The sequence below is a fragment of the [Clostridium] scindens genome, assembly GCF_019597925.1.
Lineage (GTDB): Bacteria > Bacillota > Clostridia > Lachnospirales > Lachnospiraceae > Clostridium_AP.
In genome coordinates this window covers 2591649-2609201 of sequence record NZ_CP080442.1, presented here as the reverse complement: position 1 = coordinate 2609201, position 17553 = coordinate 2591649, and the positions used below count along the sequence as shown (strand labels likewise).

General features: G+C 46.7%; 16 protein-coding genes. 15 read left to right on the top strand and 1 reads right to left on the bottom strand.

Annotated elements, in window-relative coordinates:
- Window positions 1–2: 2 nt before the first annotated feature.
- On the top strand, window positions 3–611 hold the full coding sequence (gene rfbC / locus K0036_RS12530) for a dTDP-4-dehydrorhamnose 3,5-epimerase (RefSeq protein WP_025643000.1): 609 nt from the start codon (window positions 3–5) through the stop codon (window positions 609–611).
- A gap of 46 nt (window positions 612–657) precedes the next feature.
- Here rfbC and K0036_RS12525 read toward each other — a convergent pair whose 3' ends face one another.
- On the bottom strand, window positions 658–1638 hold the full coding sequence (locus tag K0036_RS12525) for a glycosyltransferase family 2 protein (RefSeq protein ID WP_220431313.1): 981 nt from the start codon (window positions 1636–1638) through the stop codon (window positions 658–660).
- Window positions 1639–1751: 113 nt separating this feature from the next.
- On the opposite strand from K0036_RS12525, the gene K0036_RS12520 reads away from it, so the two are divergent.
- From K0036_RS12520 to K0036_RS12455, 14 genes are all read left to right on the top strand, one after another.
- Window positions 1752–2774, top strand: coding sequence for an acyltransferase family protein (locus K0036_RS12520; protein WP_220429866.1), 1023 nt, complete (start codon window positions 1752–1754; stop codon window positions 2772–2774).
- Between the two features lie 157 nt (window positions 2775–2931).
- Window positions 2932–4335, top strand: coding sequence for an undecaprenyl-phosphate glucose phosphotransferase (locus K0036_RS12515; RefSeq protein ID WP_220429865.1), 1404 nt, complete (start codon window positions 2932–2934; stop codon window positions 4333–4335).
- Between the two features lie 18 nt (window positions 4336–4353).
- Complete coding sequence (locus K0036_RS12510) at window positions 4354–5484, top strand: LCP family protein (protein WP_220429864.1); 1131 nt, start codon at window positions 4354–4356, stop codon at window positions 5482–5484.
- Window positions 5468–6793, top strand: coding sequence for an O-antigen polymerase (locus K0036_RS12505; RefSeq protein ID WP_220429863.1), 1326 nt, complete (start codon window positions 5468–5470; stop codon window positions 6791–6793). The genes K0036_RS12510 and K0036_RS12505 overlap by 17 nt, the downstream gene beginning before the upstream one ends.
- Entirely contained in the window at window positions 6786–7706 is a 921-nt protein-coding gene (locus K0036_RS12500) for a glycosyltransferase family 2 protein (RefSeq protein WP_220429862.1), read from the top strand. The genes K0036_RS12505 and K0036_RS12500 overlap by 8 nt, the downstream gene beginning before the upstream one ends.
- Before the next feature lie 98 nt (window positions 7707–7804).
- The gene (locus tag K0036_RS12495) at window positions 7805–9163 is read left to right on the top strand and encodes an LCP family protein (RefSeq protein WP_220429861.1); all 1359 of its coding nucleotides are present in this window, start codon (window positions 7805–7807) and stop codon (window positions 9161–9163) included.
- A gap of 41 nt (window positions 9164–9204) precedes the next feature.
- Complete coding sequence (locus K0036_RS12490) at window positions 9205–10719, top strand: cohesin domain-containing protein (RefSeq protein WP_220429860.1); 1515 nt, start codon at window positions 9205–9207, stop codon at window positions 10717–10719.
- A gap of 118 nt (window positions 10720–10837) precedes the next feature.
- Window positions 10838–11500, top strand: coding sequence for a GntR family transcriptional regulator (locus K0036_RS12485; RefSeq protein ID WP_025643009.1), 663 nt, complete (start codon window positions 10838–10840; stop codon window positions 11498–11500).
- Window positions 11501–11694: 194 nt separating this feature from the next.
- Window positions 11695–12726, top strand: coding sequence for a DUF6282 family protein (locus K0036_RS12480; RefSeq protein ID WP_220429859.1), 1032 nt, complete (start codon window positions 11695–11697; stop codon window positions 12724–12726).
- A 27-nt stretch (window positions 12727–12753) separates the two neighbouring features.
- On the top strand, window positions 12754–13860 hold the full coding sequence (gene vorB, locus K0036_RS12475) for a 3-methyl-2-oxobutanoate dehydrogenase subunit VorB (RefSeq protein WP_259283294.1): 1107 nt from the start codon (window positions 12754–12756) through the stop codon (window positions 13858–13860).
- A complete protein-coding gene (locus K0036_RS12470; protein WP_220429858.1) occupies window positions 13829–14590 on the top strand; it encodes a thiamine pyrophosphate-dependent enzyme in 762 nt (253 codons plus the stop codon). The genes vorB and K0036_RS12470 overlap by 32 nt, the downstream gene beginning before the upstream one ends.
- Window positions 14583–15578, top strand: coding sequence for a C-terminal binding protein (locus tag K0036_RS12465; RefSeq protein WP_025643013.1), 996 nt, complete (start codon window positions 14583–14585; stop codon window positions 15576–15578). The genes K0036_RS12470 and K0036_RS12465 overlap by 8 nt, the downstream gene beginning before the upstream one ends.
- 10 nt (window positions 15579–15588) lie before the next feature.
- Window positions 15589–16518 carry a phosphate acyltransferase gene (locus tag K0036_RS12460; protein WP_220429857.1) on the top strand — a complete coding sequence of 310 codons (930 nt, stop codon included), beginning with the start codon at window positions 15589–15591 and terminating at the stop codon, window positions 16516–16518.
- A 10-nt stretch (window positions 16519–16528) separates the two neighbouring features.
- Window positions 16529–17542 (top strand): hypothetical protein, encoded by a 1014-nt coding sequence (locus K0036_RS12455; protein ID WP_220429856.1) that lies wholly within the window; start codon window positions 16529–16531, stop codon window positions 17540–17542.
- The last annotated feature ends 11 nt before the right edge of the window (window positions 17543–17553 follow it).

The window sequence follows — 17553 nt, the reverse complement described above, 5'->3', positions numbered from 1 at the left end:
ACATGGGACAGATAAAAGTTGAGAAGAACGTAGGCGGAATCGAAGGGCTTTGCGTCATCGAGCCTGCTGTTCACGGGGATTCCAGAGGATATTTTATGGAGACCTATAATCAGAGGGACATGGAAGAGGCAGGACTTACCATGAATTTTGTCCAGGATAACCAGTCCTGCTCCACAAAAGGGGTCCTTCGCGGGCTGCACTTCCAGAAGGAATTCCCCCAGGGGAAACTGGTAAGGGCGATAAAAGGGTCGGTATTCGATGTCGCGGTTGACCTGCGAAGCAATAGCGAGACTTATGGAAAATGGTTCGGCATCGAACTGACAGAAGAGAATAAAAAGCAGTTCTATATACCGGAGGGCTTTGCCCATGGATTCCTGGTATTAAGCGAGATCGCAGAATTTTGCTACAAGTGTACGGATTTCTACCATCCTGGAGATGAAGGCGGACTTGCGTGGAACGATCCTGAGATTGGAATCAAGTGGCCACAGTTAGTGGGCGAATATCAAGGAAGTGCTTCCGCAGAAGGATACCATCTGGAGGATGGCACGGCTTTGAACTTAAGCGATAAGGACCAGCTTTGGGTAGGAGTGAAAGATACGTTTCATTTCTAAAATGAAAGAACACCATCAGACTATTTAAAGTCTGGTGGTGTTTTTGTCATCGTTTCAAAAGTTTCCGTGTAAGCCAATCCTTCGCATAGGAAAAGGTATGCACGATTAATTCAATTTCAATCATCAGATAATTGGGCAGGTGCTTCAGGCGGAAGGGAACTTTTTTCTGAGCCTTCATCGTCTTCAGGCCTTCCGTTACGCCTTCTTTATAATCCTTTCCCCAACCTTTTTTCAGAAAGAACGCATATTTTACCAGATATCCCAATACCAGCGGGATAAGATTCAGGATCAGCTGAAGCAGCGGCATGTTCTTATAATTCAGATACACGCTGTTGCGGGCGGACAGTTTTACCTTGAAGGAATTATACTTAGAGCCGCTTGTTCCGCTTCCCACATGGTAGACCAGCGCGGTCGGGCAATACATGTTTTTATAGCCATAGATCTTGGCGCGGTAGCCCACATCGATATCTTCCAGATAGGCAAAATGGCTCTCATCAAAATATCCGATCTTTTCAAAAGCCGAACGGCGGTAGATTGCCGCGCCGGCGCAGGCGGTAAATATCTCATCTGCCTTGGTATAATTGGCCACAGGCCTTCCAGTGCCACGGCAGATACCCCAGCCGATCACTGTATACAGGTCTCCGGCGCTGTCGATGAGTTCCGGGTGATACATCTGGATCATCTTGCTGCTGACCGAGAAGATTCTGGGGGAGCGTTCAATAGCGCCTACCATTTCTTCAACATAATGAGGATCTACGGTAGTATCATTGTTCAACAAGATTACGTAGGGCGTCCGGGAGTGGCGGATGCCGACATTGACCGCTTTGCTGAAGCCATAGTTCTTATCTAAGGCGATCACTTCGATATCCGGATAATTCTCCTTCATATATTCCAGGCTCCCGTCGGTAGAGGCATTGTCTACCACAAGTATCTTAAAATCATGGCATGTCTGCCTTTCCAGAGAAGCCAGGCAAGGTTCCATGAAGTGCTTGCCATTATAATTCGGTATTACGATCGTTACTTTCATATACATACTCCGATTCCTTAATTTCAATTACTGCATTATTATAGCAAAATTTCAGGATATATGCTATATTAACTTACGGTATTGTAAAGGAATGTCTTTTTATAGGAGTAAATATGAAGCAGGAATTCAGCAATCGTATCAAATATTATAACTTTATACTGTGTATCCTGGTGATTTTGATTCATGCAGAGAACTCAGGGATATTTCTGGAGCGCGTGGAAATGCTAAATACAATAGAATACATTGTGGTGGAGAAATTTGCCAGACTGGCTATCGCGGGCTTCTTCCTTTGCTCCGGATATCTGTTCTACCGGAATTTTACGATGGACAAACTGGGGGCAAAGTGGAAAAGCCGTTTTTTCAGCACCGTGATTCCTTTTGGGGTATGGAATCTGCTGTACTTCCTTTTACATTACGTCCTGACGAAGGTTCCGGTGTTAAGCGGCATATTCGGAAATGAGGCGATTACTTTGAATCTTCGAGAGATTCTGGAGGCCCTCTTGTTTTATACGTATAATCCAGTATTCTGGTTTCTACAGTTTCTGATCGTATTTATCTACATATGTCCATTGATTTATCTGATCATTCGGAATAGATGGACCGGACTGGCGGGAATCATAATCTTATACTTCGTTGCGTCCAGCCAATGTCTGGATGCTTACAGCGGTACGGTGTCTGCCATGGCGAACTGGCTGTTTATCTATATGGCAGGAGCCTATATCGGAAGGCATTGGAGGCAGACGATCGAAGAGGGGCTGCATCAAAAGGCGATCGCGGCAGTTCTTTGCATCTGCTCTGTCCTTTCTTTTATCATGCTCCAGCAGCATCCGAGCCTTTACTGGACCTTGCTGTATTATTTGAGCGGAGCCATGCTGATCTGGTATCTGCTATGCCTGATCCGACTGCCGCAGGCAAGAGAATGGATGGGGAATACCTTTTACATCTATGCGGTGCATTTCATGATCATCCAGTTTGGCAACAAAGTCGTCCATAAAATGGCAGGAGACAGCATGTATATCGGCATGCTTCTCTTTGTGGTCCTGCCTGTCGTGGTCGTCGTATTCTGCTATTATACAAGTCGCTTTATGGCGAGATATACGCCGGGAATATGGAAGATTCTTTCCGGAAACCGGTAAATGTTTCAGAGATATTAAAGAAATGTTAAGAAAAAGTGTACTGCAACGGGTTGTCGATTCTGGCAAATTATTGTATTATAAAGTGTAATGACCAGTAGCGGATGTGGAATTGACATCTGCGCGGCCACAATATCTAGTGAAAATCGGGTGGAGAAAAGTGATTAAGGACAATCAGAAATTGTTAAATAGACTTCATGTAGTGATAGATGCGCTGGTAATTATATTCTCATATACAGCGGCGTGGTACCTCAGGTTCAAGAGCGGCATCTTTGAACTGGATCCCTGGTTCTTATCTTTGCAGGAGTACATGAAGGCGTTGCTTATTATCGTGCCGGGATATCTGATCCTGTACTATGCCTTTCAGTTATATACGCCGAAGCGGGTACAGGGCAGGCGTTATGAAGCCTGGCATATCGTTCAGGCTAATACCATCGGCCTGATGGCGTATATCCTGTTTCTGTATTTGACGAAGCAGTCTGATTTTTCCAGAACGATGTTTTTCGTGTTTTTCTGCGTAAATGTCTTTTCTGAGGTGACGGTGCGCAATATTATCCGCGAAGGTTTGCGGAATATGCGAAAGAAAGGGTACAACCAGAAGCATATCCTTTTGATTGGCTACAGCCGTGCCGCCGAACAGTATATCGACAGGATCCTGTCTAATCCGGAATGGGGATATATCGTCAGGGGAATTCTGGCGGACAATAAGCCTAGAGGCACGGAGTACCGGGGGATTAAGGTGCTTGGAAGGGTGGAAAACCTGACCATCATTCTGCCGGAGAACAAGCTGGACGAGATTGCCATTACCCTGGGGCTGGCAGAATATCATAAGCTGGAGCATATCGTAAGCATGTGCGAGAAGTCCGGCGTGCATACCAAGTTCATCCCGGATTATAACAATATTATACCGACCAAGCCTTATACGGAAGACCTTCTTGGCCTTCCGGTCATCAATATCCGCCATGTGCCGCTTAGCAACGCGCTGAATGCGTTTACCAAGCGCTGCGTGGACTTATTTGGTGCCATTGTGGCGCTGATTCTATTTTCGCCGGTTATGGCTGTGGTGTCTGTGATCATCAAGGCAACTTCGCCTGGACCTCTGATATTTAAACAGGAGCGCATTGGCCTTCAGAATAAGCCTTTTCCTATGTATAAGTTCCGCTCCATGGTAGTGCAGGATGCGGCGTCGGAGAAGGCAAAATGGACGGTGCAGAATGATCCCAGGGTGACGCCCATAGGAAAATTTATCCGCAAGACGAGTATAGATGAACTTCCTCAACTGTTCAACGTGCTCAAAGGGGATATGAGCCTGGTGGGGCCAAGACCGGAGCGTCCGCAGTTTGTGGAGAAATTCAGGGAAGAGATTCCCAGATATATGGTGAAGCACCAGGTACGTCCGGGGCTGACAGGATGGGCCCAGGTCAATGGTTTTCGGGGGGATACGTCAATTCGGAAACGGATCGAGCATGACCTGTACTATATTGAGAACTGGACGTTGGGGTTCGATTTTAAGATTTTATTTCTGACATTTTTCAAGGGATTTGTGAACAAGAACGCATATTAATCCGCAAGGGAGATACGTATGAGTAAAAAGAAGCGCATGAAGAACAGAATGACACGTGCAGAGAGACAGAAATTAATGCGCAAGAGGCGCAGGAAGAGAATCGCCCTTCTGGTTACAGAGGTGCTGATCCTGGCGGCCTTATGCGTGACGGCCTACGGAATATTCAAACTGGATAAGCTGGATTTTAATATCCTGAATGACAAGAACCTGGAGGCGTATAAAGATACCGGGCCGTATACGAATATCGCCCTGTTCGGCCTGGATTCCAGAAACGATGAACTGGACGGCGGGGTACAGAGCGACTGTATTATGATTGCAAGCATCAACAATGATACGAGCGATGTGACATTGACCTCCATCTACCGGGATACCTTGCTTCAGCAGAAAGACGGAACATATGAGAAGGCCAACTCGGCGTATAACCGGGGCGGCCCGGAAGAGGCGATCAGTCTTCTGAACCGGAATTTCGACCTGGACATCCACAATTATGTCAGCGTGAACTTTACCGCGCTGGTAAATACCATCGACCTGCTTGGCGGCCTGGAACTGGATATGACCGCGGAAGAGGCCGACTGGTGCAACAAGTATGCGGTGGAGACTGCGGAAGTGGCTGGAAAGGACTGGGAGGATATCGAAGTAAAAGATGGAACCCAGAAGGTGGACGGCGTGCACGCAGTGGCCTACGCCAGAATCCGGTATACCGAGGGCATGGACTTTAAGCGGACGGAGCGCCAGCGAATCGTTCTGGAGAAGACGGCGGAAAAGGCTAAGAAGGCGAACCTGCTGACATTGAACAAGATGATCGATGAGATCTTCCCGATGATCTCTACCAGTTTTTCCACCCAGGATCTGCTGGGATTTGCAGCCAACGCTTTGAATTATAATATCGTGCAGACCGGTGGATTCCCTTATCAGGTAACCACCAGGGAGGACGTAAGGAATCATGAAGGCTCTTATGTCGTGCCGATCGGATTTGCCAATAACGTAACGCAGCTTCACCAGAACCTGTTTAAAGAGGATTCCTACGAGCCATCGGAGAAGGTAACGCAGATTAATGACGACATCATCTATCTTACCGGAGTTACGGAAGATACGGATGCGATGAATACCACGTTTGAAGGAGACATAAGCAATGAGGGAGCGCAATAACATTATAATGGAATATGGCACATATATGCTGGTGTTTCTGGCCAGTTATATTGCTTCCCTGGCAGGGCTTTATTACCTGTCAGGCATATTGCTGATGGGCGAGGCCCTCTACCTTTATGTCCACTGGGTAAGGGAGACCGGAAGCCTGGTCGAGCTTCGGGCGCTTTTTACTTTGGCCTGGGTTGGCGGACAGGGAATCGCCTGCATGCAGCTGAGCAAGCTGCAGAGTGACTGGCAGTATATTACCTGGCTGAGTTTCTTCCTGATCTATATTGGTTTTGGCATCGGATATGAATGGGGACGGAAGTATGGAAAGGTAGAAGAGCGGGAACTGGAAAAGAACGAATTCCAATCAGGAAGGCTATTCCTCTGCATTATAGGGCTGATGGCGGTCTCGATCGCATGTTTTGTTTTCGAAGCGATTAAGGTGGGATTTATCCCCCTATTCTCCGACGAGCCTCATGCCTATTCATATTTCCATGTATCAGGAGTTCACTATTTTACCATCAGCTGTATTCTGATACCGGCCATCACGATCCTGTACCTAAAAGTGAGCAGACACATCGGATGGAAGAAAATAGCAGCACTGGTACTGGCAAACTTTACGGCCGTAGCAGTGCCGTTCTTATGCGTATCCAGATTCCAGCTTCTGTTTGCCGTAGGATTTGCGGTAGTTACATATATCATGGTAAATAAAAGGATCCGGCTTCGGACGATGGTAATACTTCTGGTGGCGCTGGTGCCTGTATATATTATACTGACGGTGTTCCGCCACCATGATGTGACATACTTAAATAGCATATTCGAGATGAAATATAGCAAGATGCCCATCTTTATCACCCAGCCCTACATGTATGTGGCCAATAACTTTGAGAATTTTAACTGCATGGTAGCACAGTTGACGGAGCATACCTATGGATTAAAGATGCTGTTCCCGTTTTTTGCGCTGACCGGGTTAAAGTTTCTCTATCCTCAGCTGGTGTCTTTCCCCATTTTTCTGACGAAGAAGGAACTGACCACGCTGACCATGTTCTATGATGCCTATTATGACTTTGGAATTGTCGGCGTATTTATATTTGCGGTGATTATAGGAGCGGTTGCGAAGGTTTTAATGAGCGTTGTAAAGAAGAGCCAGAACCCGGTATCCTATCTGTTCTACGGGCAGATAGCGATCTATCTGGGGCTTGCATTTTTTACCACCTGGTTCAGCAATCCTACGACTTGGTTCTGGCTGATTCTTACAGGAATGATGTGCTGGTTTGTAGGATACGATAAGAATAAGAAAAGGGATGAACAAAAAGATGAATAATCCAGAGCGGGTAGATGTAGTCATACCAACCTACCGGCCGGATGGGAGGCTGGAAGAACTGTTGAAAAGGCTTGGAAAGCAGAACTATCCCATCAGGCATATCTATGTCATTAATACACGATCAGATCGTTTTCCCGAGGATGTCGAGCATATCCCGGGAGTCATCGTCTCGCATATTGATCAGGAGGACTTTGACCATGGGGCTACCAGGAACCTGGGCTTTTCCATGTCAGATGCCAAGATCGTGGTTTTCATGACCCAGGATGCCATGCCGGCAGATTCCAGGCTGATCGAGAACCTGATCGAGCCGCTGGGGGAGGAACTTGTGGGGGTATCCTACGCACGGCAGCTTCCGGCTGGCGATTGTGATTTCATAGAGCGATATACAAGGAAGTTCAACTATCCGGAGGAAAGCCGGATCAAGGGAAGAGAAGACATCCCGGAACTGGGGATCAAAACTTTTTTCTGTTCCAACGTTTGCGCGGCGTACCGCAGGGACGTATATGAAGCGCTGGGAGGGTTTTCAAGGAGAACGATTTTTAATGAAGACATGATTCTGGCGGGCCGAATGGTTCAGGCAGGGTATAAGGTCGCCTATGCGGCGGAGGCCAGGGTGATTCATTCCCATAATTATTCGGGACTGCAGCAGTTTCACAGGAACTTCGACTTGGCAGTGTCTCAGGCGGATAACCCGGAGGTGTTTTCCCAGGTTCGCTCAGAGAGCGAGGGGATCCGGCTGGTAAAGAATACCATGGGATATCTGTTAAAGAGCAGGAAGCCATATCTGATACCAGTTCTCGTATATAAGAGCGGATGCAAGTATCTGGGATACAAATTAGGACAAAATTATAGAAAACTTCCTCAATGGGTAGTAAAGTGGTGTTCCATGAGCACGACATATTGGGGCAAATAGGCGAAAAACCTGGATTTTTAATTGAAGTTTGGCAGGAAATAGGGTAATATAGTGTAAGGTGTTATCATAAGCAAGGTGAGAAGAAAGGATATTGGATAATGGCAAAGACGAGAAAACATTACAGACGCGGGCGCAGATCCAAGAGGCGTGGATTTGCTTCCTGGTCGTTGGGTAAGAAGATTGGAGCCATTCTTGGTGGAACGGTAGCATTGGTTGCCACAGCCGGAGCGGTGATTCTGGCCAGCAAACTCTCCAAGATAGAGACGACGAAACTGGATCCGGAGGCGCTTAATGTATCCGAGGAAGCCAGGCAAAGGGGAACCGGATATCTGAATGTAGCGTTGTTCGGCGTTGATTCACGGGATAATGAACTGGAGAAGGATACAAGGAGCGACACGATCATGATCGCAAGCCTTAACCGGGAGACCATGGAAGTGAAGATTTCTTCCGTATACCGTGATACGCTTTTAGAACAAAGCGACGGGACGCTTAACAAGGCGAACGCAGCCTATTCTTTTGGCGGGCCGGAAGCGGCAATTGCTATGCTGAATAAGAATCTTGATATGGATATCGAGCATTATGTTACGGTGAATTTTAACTCCCTGATTGATGTCATAGACGCTGTCGGAGGCGTGGAGATTGACGTACAGGAAGAAGAGATTCCTTATATCTGCGGCTATGCGATGGAAATCATGCGTGTGACGGGCAAAGAATCGGCCGGGGTTACAGAGCCGGGACTGCAGACATTAAATGGCATCCAGGCGACAGCCTATGCCAGGATCCGCTATACCGCGGGCGACGATTTCAAGCGGGCAGAACGTCAGAGGGATGTGCTGACGAAGATTGTAGGAAAATTACAGGGCGCCAGCCTTGCGCAGATTAATAAGATTATTGACAAGGTATTTCCTGAGGTATCCACGAATTTCACATTAGCGGAGATATTGGAATACGCAAAGGATGCATTTGATTATAAGTTAGGAGAGACCATCGGCTTTCCATTTGATAAGACTACGGATACACTGGCCAACATTGGAAGCGTCGTCATTCCTGTCACGCTGGATAAGAATGTGGAGCAGCTTCATAAATTCTTCTATGGAGAAGGCGATACATATTCGCCGTCCTCCACGGTGAATACGATCAGTGGAAAGATTGTGGCTAAGGCCGGAGACCGGCAGGCGGATACGGACGAAGCAAGCCAGGGAGTCATGCAGCAGCCGGATGAAAGTTATACAGGTGGCGGCACCAGTGGCGGAACGAAGACGCCATCTTCCGGCGGCACGAGTGGCGGCACCAGTGGCGGCGGAAGCAGCCAGCCGACTCCTACGCCCACGCCAACCCCTACGCCGGAGCCAGACCCGCAGCCGCAGCCTGGTCCAGATGATGGCGGCGGAGGCGGAAGTGGAGGCGAGACATCCGGCGGCGGGTCGGAAGGCACCCCGGATGCAGGCACCCAATAGCTGATCATAAAATGGAGTATAGAGAAAACGAGGTAGAATACATGAGGAGAATTAAGAAAGCACTTGCGGCATTCGCTGTGGTGTGCATGCTAAGTCCGTGCATTTCCATGATTGTCCATGCGGCATCTGCGGAATTACGATTTACAGACCCTTCTACAACGGTAGGGGCAGAGGTAGAAGTAACAGCAAAGTTAACATCATCTTCCAATCTTCAGTCTCTGGATGCGACACTGACTTATGACTCCAGCATGCTGAAATTCATCAGCGGAGACAGCGTATCCGGCGGCGATGGGACCCTGAATATCTCGGGCAGCGGCTCCGGAACCACGCTGGAATATAAGATAACCTTCCAGGCGCTGGCAGAGGGAACCGCGAAGGTGGAGGTATCAGATGCCTCCGGAACGGATGCATCCGGCGGAGCGCTTCAGATTACAAAGGGAAGTTCTTCAGTAACCATTGGCCCTGGAGATCCATCCCTGATTCAGAACGAGGATGAAGGAACTGCGGCTCCGACCGGCGATGGATCACAGGTTGAGGTTGACGGCGTACAGTACAAGATCAGCAATGATTTTACGGATGCATTGATCCCGGAAGGATTTGTCAGAGGCGAGACGACATTCGAAGGCGCAACTTGCCAGGTAGTTACCCAGGAAGCCAGCGGCGAGTCGGCCATGTATCTGGTACCGGTAGATGGCGGAGACGGCGACTTTTTCCTCTATAACAGCAATGACGGCTCCTTCTCTCCTTTTGAAGAAATTGAGATATCTCAGGAGAGTTATATCGTCTTATTGAGAGACGATGGAAGCGTCAAACTTCCAAAGCAGTATCAGAAGACTACATTTACCTTGAATGGCAAGGACTTTACAGCATGGCAGGATACGGATAATGCAGAGTATTATGTGATGTACGCCCTGAATAAAGATGGACAGAAGGGCTTGTACCAGTATGATACGGTAGATAAGACTTATCAGAGATACCTGAAGCATTCCGGTACCGATGATACAGCCGATAAGGCATCGGCAAAGGGACTCTGGGGGAAGATCCTTCAGTTTATTGAAGATTTTCTGGACATTCTGGTTATCGTGGCGATCGCGGCCTTCCTTGTATTGGTTGTGGTATTGATTGTAATCGGCGTGAAACTACACCACCGCAATCTGGAACTGGATGACCTGTATGATGAATATGGAATCGATCTGGACGAGGAAGAAGCGGTTCCTGCAAAGGGCAAAGGCAAGAAAGCAAAGGCGGTTGCAGCAAAGGGCGAGCCTGCTGTAAGAAAGCCTGTTCAGAAGGCCAAGGTTCAAGACGAGGATGACTTTGACGATTTCGAGGAGTTTGAGGATGACGACTTTGACGATTTTGGAGAAGAAGCAGATCTCGAAGAAGAGTATGACGAAGTGGATTATGAGGAAGACTATGGATTTGATAATGACAGCGATGAATCTGAGGAACTGATTGATGACCTGGATGAATTGCTGAGCAGCCAGCCAAGTAAGAAGCGGGGTCATATGGAAGAAGACGATACATTTAAAGTCGATTTTATTGATTTGGATTAAGAGAAATGTTAAAACCGCCAAAATGGTATACCATTTTGGCGGTTTTTAGTTAAAATATCCTATATATTGACAAGTTTTACATAAAATGGTATACTATCTGCAAAAGCGAGGGATATGCATGGAATTGAAACTGGAAGGAAATTATTCATTACTGAGTACTTGCGTCTATAATACGATTAAGGATGCAATTATTGCAGAAAAGTTGGAGCCAGGGAAAAAGGTATCGGAGACTGGACTGGCGAAGGAACTGGGGGTCAGCAGAACGCCGGTAAGAGAGGCGCTTAGAATTCTCTACACGGAAGGTTTTGTAAAACTAACGCCTAATTCAAGTTTTGTAGTAAGTATGTTTACCCAGAAAGATGCCATAGAAATTCTTCATGTGCGCAGTATTCTGGAGAGCGAGGCTTCCAGGATGGCGGCGATGAATATTGACGAAGAAGGCAAACGAAAGTTAAAGAAGGCCATTAGTCTGATGGATAAGGTATATGAACTGGAAGGAGAAGAGAAGGCAGCTGAATTTAGCAATGCCGATATTGAATTCCATAAGGTTATTTTTGAAATCGCAGGAAATTCCAAGATGTTGATGGTCAGCGACTCCCTGCATGACCGTCAGATAAGGCTTTATATATCTACCCACTCGGCGAATACAGAATTAATGGATGTCTGCTCCAGGCAACATCGACATATTATGGATGCCATAGTAATTGGAGATGAGATTGGCGCTGAAAAGTATGCGAAAGAACATATTAGTTATATAAAAAAAATGATATCCTCTTTTTAGTTTTAAAAAGAGATATTATTTTTTGATAATACGGTATACTGTATACTGGTTTGGAACGAAGAGAAATCTTTAAATACGTATAGTATATGTTTTTTTTAATAAAAAACGGTATACAGTATTCTAAAAATACCATTTTTGCTTTAATTAAGCAATAATGAAGATAAATAGTATACGAAAACAGAGGAGGTATGAAAATGAGTGAAGAATTTGGAACTGTGCTAACGGAACAGGAACTGAAGGACCGGTCAAGTATTGTATGGCCATATAAAATATTTGATCCAGGAAAGCCTGTTGATACGGAAGAAGTCGATGAATTGCTGAAAGGATTTATTGATATCCATGTTCATGGCGCTCCTGCCGGGGCGTGGCTGAAGGGCAGGCCGACTATGGTACAGAACAGTATTGATGCATCCAATAGTCATATGGCAGCATTAGTATTTAAGGATCATAACTGTATGAATAATAACTGTGCCATTATTGTAAATGAGTTAATGCAGAGGCTGAAGGAAGAAAAAGAAGCCCGGGGGCTTGAATTTACTCCAACCAGGATATACGGCGGGGTAACATTAAATGAGCCAGTGGGTGGAATAAATGTGAAGACGGTACGCACGGCTCTTGGCTATGGAGACTGCGTCTCCGTATGGCTTCCTTCTTTGGATTCCGGATATCAGAGAAAGTTAATGGGAACGGATGGAGGAATCTACATTTCCGAGAACGGAGAACTAAGTGGCGATATGAAAGCAGTATTGGATGTCATTGCCGAATATAACGACAATACGGAAGGTGCCAGATGCGTATTAGCTGCGTGCCATGTATCCAATAGAGAAAAGTTTGATCTTCTGCGCTATATCAAAAAGAATGAGATGGACATCGATGTAGTGATAGACCATATTACGCAGGAACTGACGATCGCAACGGAAGAGGAATGTCTGGAGATGATAGAGCTGGGCGCCTATCTGCAGTTTTGCGAAACCAGTTGCGTACCATGGACTGGCATGCAAAACTGGATCATCAACTTTGATTATTCGTTCCGCCTGATTAAATCGCTGATTAAGAAGAAGGGTACGGATCACCTGGTGCTTGCCTCGGACAGCGGACAGCCCGGCCATGAATATATTCCGGGGGTCCGGAGTTTTATCAAGACGTTATTAGCACAAGGCGTATCCAAGGAGGAGATCAGGGCAATGTCTGCAACGGTTCCGGGCATGCTGATCGGCCATAAATAACTAGATATACTGGAAGGAGGAGAAGATTTGTCTGAAAAGGTTTTTATGAAAGGAAATGAGGCGATTGGCGAGGCTGCGATTCGCTCCGGATGTATGGCATACTATGGATACCCAATAACGCCTCAGAATGAATTGACTGAGTATATGGGGAAGAACATGCAGGAAAAAGGCCGCGTGTTTATTCAGACTGAAAGCGAGATAACAGCAATCAATGCGGTATTTGGAAGTTCCGTAGCAGGATTCCGGGCTATGACATCATCTGCCAGCACGGCGATGAGTCTGAAGCAGGAAGGAATCTCCCATCTGGCGTATCTCGAGATACCGGCGGTCATTGTTGATATGATGCGTGGCGGTCCTGGCCTGGGGAATATACTGGCAACTCAGGGGGATTATAATCAGGCTACAAAAGGAGGCGGGACTGGTGATTATCATGTTATCGCGCTGGCTCCCAATTCTGTACAGGAGGCGGCAGATCTTACCAGGCTTGCCTTTGAGTTATCTGATAAGTATAGGAATCCGGCCATGGTGCTTGCGGACGGTACGATTGGACAGATGGTGGAACTGGTGGAATTTCCTGAACCAATCAATCCAAATGAGATACCAGAACGGAATTTTGCTTTGACAGGATGTGTGAATAGGGCACCTAGAAAGGCGGAACCTAAGAATTCTGCAGAAGATCTGGAAAAGCATAATATTGTCTTGCAAGAGAAGTACAGTCAGGCTGCTAGGACGGAGAAACGCTCGGAAAGCATTATGACGGAAGATGCGCAGATCGTAGTTGTGGCTTTTGGATTTGTGTCACGGATTGCCCATGAGATGGTGGCACGGCTTAGAGAGGAAGGACGGAAAGTAGGATTATTCAGGCCTGTCACCTTATGGCCATTTGATGAAGAAGGACTTGCGGAGGCGACAAAGAATGCGAAGTCAGTGGTAGTGCTGGAAGGCAATGCAGGGATGATGTGCAATGATATCCGTATGTATTTGGGAAAAAAGAAGCCGGTGTATTTCCATGGTCGGATGGGTGGAAGCATTATTAATTCGCTGACGGTGAAAGAAAAAATCATAGGGCTTTTGGAAGAAAAGAATGATTGGAGGGAATTGGATGGAAAACAAGGTTTATGGAAGGCCTTCTAGTTTAAATGACAAAGTGAATACATATTGCCCAGGTTGTGGACATGGACTGATTCAACGTCTCCTTGCGGAAGTGATCGATGAAATGAAAATTGCAGAGCAGACCATAGGCGTCTGCTACGTAGGATGCGGAGGAATGATCTATGATTTTTTCAATGTGGATTTTGCATTCCCCCTCCATGGACGGTCTCCTGCAGTTGCTACTGGCATTAAGCGGGTACGCCCGGAGAATATCGTAATCGGGTATCAAGGCGACGGAGATCTGGCAGCAATTGGAACGGCGGAGATTATACACGCGGCTGCCAGGGGGGAAAAAATAACGGTAATATTTGTAAATAATGGAATCTATGGAATGACGGGCGGTCAGATGGCTCCTACTACACTGATCGGACAGAAGGCGACTACCTGCGTAAATGGACGGGATGGAGAATATCACGGAAAGCCGATTCGAATGTCAGAGATGCTTTCGCAGTTGGATGGCGTATGCTATGCAGAACGGGTTACAATTGATACCCCTGCCCATATACGCGCAACAAAGCAGGCCATTCAGAAGGGAATCCAGTATCAGATTGAGAAGAAAGGCTTTTCGATTATTGAAGTGATCAGTCCTTGCCCGGTTCAGTGGGGCCTGTCGCCAAATGATGCTTACAAGCGAATCGCAAAGGAAATACTGCCGTTTTACGGGCTAAAGAAGTTTAAGGACATGGATGAAAGGGAGGCTGTAAATGAATAGAGATTATAAAATTGTGTTTGTAGATAAGATTCTCCCAATTTCTGAGTATGAAAAAGAAATTATAGAAGAATTTGGCTGTACAGTAAGCCAGTACGACGCCATCGCGCCAGAAGAAATTATTAAAGTGGCAAAAGACGCAGATGCTATTATGACGGTAGGAGGAAAATTTACGAAAGAAACGATTGACGGGCTTGAAAAATGCAAGGTGATCGGACGCTATGGAGTGGGCGTTGATAACGTGGATCTGACGGCGGCCACAGCGAAAGGAATCGTCGTGACCTATGTTCCGGTTTACTGCCAGGAAGAGGTGGCAATGCTCACGCTTGCACTGATACTGGCATGCGACAGGAAGTTGCTGATTGCAGATAAAACCGTAAAAGCAGGGAATTGGGCCGATACTGTAAATGTGATCGAGGGAGCTAGAAGCCCAAGGGGAAAGGTATTTGGACTTGTAGGCTTTGGAGCAATTGCCAGATCAGTGGTGCCTTATATCAAGCCATTCGGCATGAAGATTGTCGCTTACGATCCTTATATGAATCTGGAACTGTGCAAGGAACTTGGAGTCGAGTCAGTCACTTTTGAGGAATTGATTGAAAATGCCGATTATATATCATTGCATGTGCCACTGCTTCCATCGACCGTTCATATGCTTGGAGCGGATGAATTCCACAGAATGAAAGATACGACTATAGTGGTGAATACAGGAAGAGGGGCGCTAATCGATCAAAAGGCTCTGGTTAAAGCGATCAAAGAGGGGGAGATTGCGGCTGCAGGGCTGGATGTGCTGGAGTTTGAACCGCCGGATCCGGAAGATGAGATATTCAGGCTGGACAATGTGATCACAACGGGGCATATAGGCGCGGCTACCACGGAAGCGTTGATTCGGCTAAGACAAAGCGTGGCAAGGTCGATTGTAGATGTCCTGAGTGGAAAAAGGCCGAAGGATATTGCCAATCCGGACGTGTTAGAGAAGGTGAAACTGGAATAGGAGAGTGCACATGGGAGAGAAACTGCAGAATTTTAAAGAGATGGAGGAAATGGTTTTAAGGCAGGGAAAACAGAAAATCGCTGTGGCAGCAGCCCAGAGCGAAGAAGTCTTAATTGCGGTAGAGTACGCAAGAAAGAAAGGAATTGTCGATGCCTTATTAATCGGAGATTGTCAGAAAATAGAAGAAATCTGCCAAAGGAACGGAATTCTATTATCAGAATATGAGACAGAGGAAGTGGAGGAGCCACAGGCAGCGGCCATTCGGGCGGTTGCAGCCGTAAAGGAGGGAAGAGCCCAGCTGCTGATGAAGGGCCTGCTTGAAACCGGAGATTTTCTAAAAGCCGTACTAAATAGAGAGACGGGAATAAGGAGTGAGAAGCGACTGTGCTCTGTGGTGGCTATAGAGAGCCAGGCCATATCCCGGCTGCTTGTATTGGCGGATGTAGGGACGAATATTGCTCCAGACCTGGATATTAAGAAAAGCATATTGGAAAACTGCATGGAGGTGGCCCAGGCAATGGGAATTGACAGGCCAAAGGCAGCAGTACTTTGCGCACATGAACATGTAAAAGAGAAGGACATGCCAGTTACGATTCAGGCAGCGCTTCTGTCCAAGATGAATGAAAGAGGCCAGTATGGAAAGCCTGGAATCGTAGAAGGGCCAATATCTATGGATATTGCAGTCAGTCCGCATGCGGCAAAGATCAAGAAATTTCAGGGAAAGATCAAAGGAGATGCAGACATCTTGCTGGTACCGGATCTGGAGGCTGGAAATATCCTGATCAAAGGGCTTATGTATCTGACGAATGATATCAGAGTCGCGGGTGTCGGGATGGGAGCATTGGTTCCGCTGATTCTTACATCGCGGGGAGATGATCATGATACAAAGTATTATTCGATCGTCCTGTCCAGTCTGATCAGCCAGTTCATTCAAGTGTAGGAGGCGAAGGATGGTAAAAACAGCAGTAGTGATCTATTGGCATGAGAACGCCGTTACAGTCAGAGCCGGAGATCAAAAGAAAGAGAAGTTTGTACGAAGGGATCTGGAGAAAATTGCCGAAGAGATTATAAAGTGGCTAAAGAGAAGCCATTTGCTGGAGATGACAAAAATAATCGCATGTCCCGGAGCAGTTCTTAAACCATTAAAAAAGGGATGCTATATCATCAATGATCAGGCAGCTATGGAAGCAGAGGGAAATTCCTATGGAAAACATGTCTATAACTGGCTTACGGTTCTTGCATATAAGATCGGAAAGGCATGTGGCCTTCCGGCAGTTATGATGTACCCGATGTCCTGTGATGAACTGCTTCCGCTTAACAGGATTACCAGTAATGCATTCATAAAAAAATATAGCCGTTACCATGCCCTGGAACATCAGGCAGGGCTAAGAAGACTCGAGGAAATTCTAAAAGCCAGGATGGACGATAGAAACTGTATTATTGCATATGTTGATGAACTTACCAGCGTCGGGGCCTATGAGAGAGGAATCTGCCTGGATGTGAATGACTGTATTGGCGCGGAAGGCCCTATGGGGCTTAACTCTTCCGGCGATATACCGGTGGCCAAGGCAGCAGAATATTTTCAAAGTATGGGAAGCACATATGAGAAGATAGAAGACCTACTCCTTTGCTCCAGTGGCCTTAGACAGTATACGGGTATCAGCAATATAAGGATGCTGGATAAGGAATACTGCAAAAATGAGGCGGTTAAAGTCGCATGTGAATCACTGGCCTATCAGGTGGCAAAATGGATCGGAAGCTCTACACTGGTATTAAAAGGAAAGGTGGATGCCATCCTGCTTGCAGGCAGGGGAATGGAGTCAGAAAGAATATCTGCACTGATAGAAAAAAGGGTGGAAAAAATTGCGCCGGTTTTCACGACTCCAGATTTAAGAGTAGAAGAATGGATGGAGGAGGCCGCAAAACAGCTAGGGACGTATGCATGCCCTTTATATGAGTATTAAGGAGGTACTTG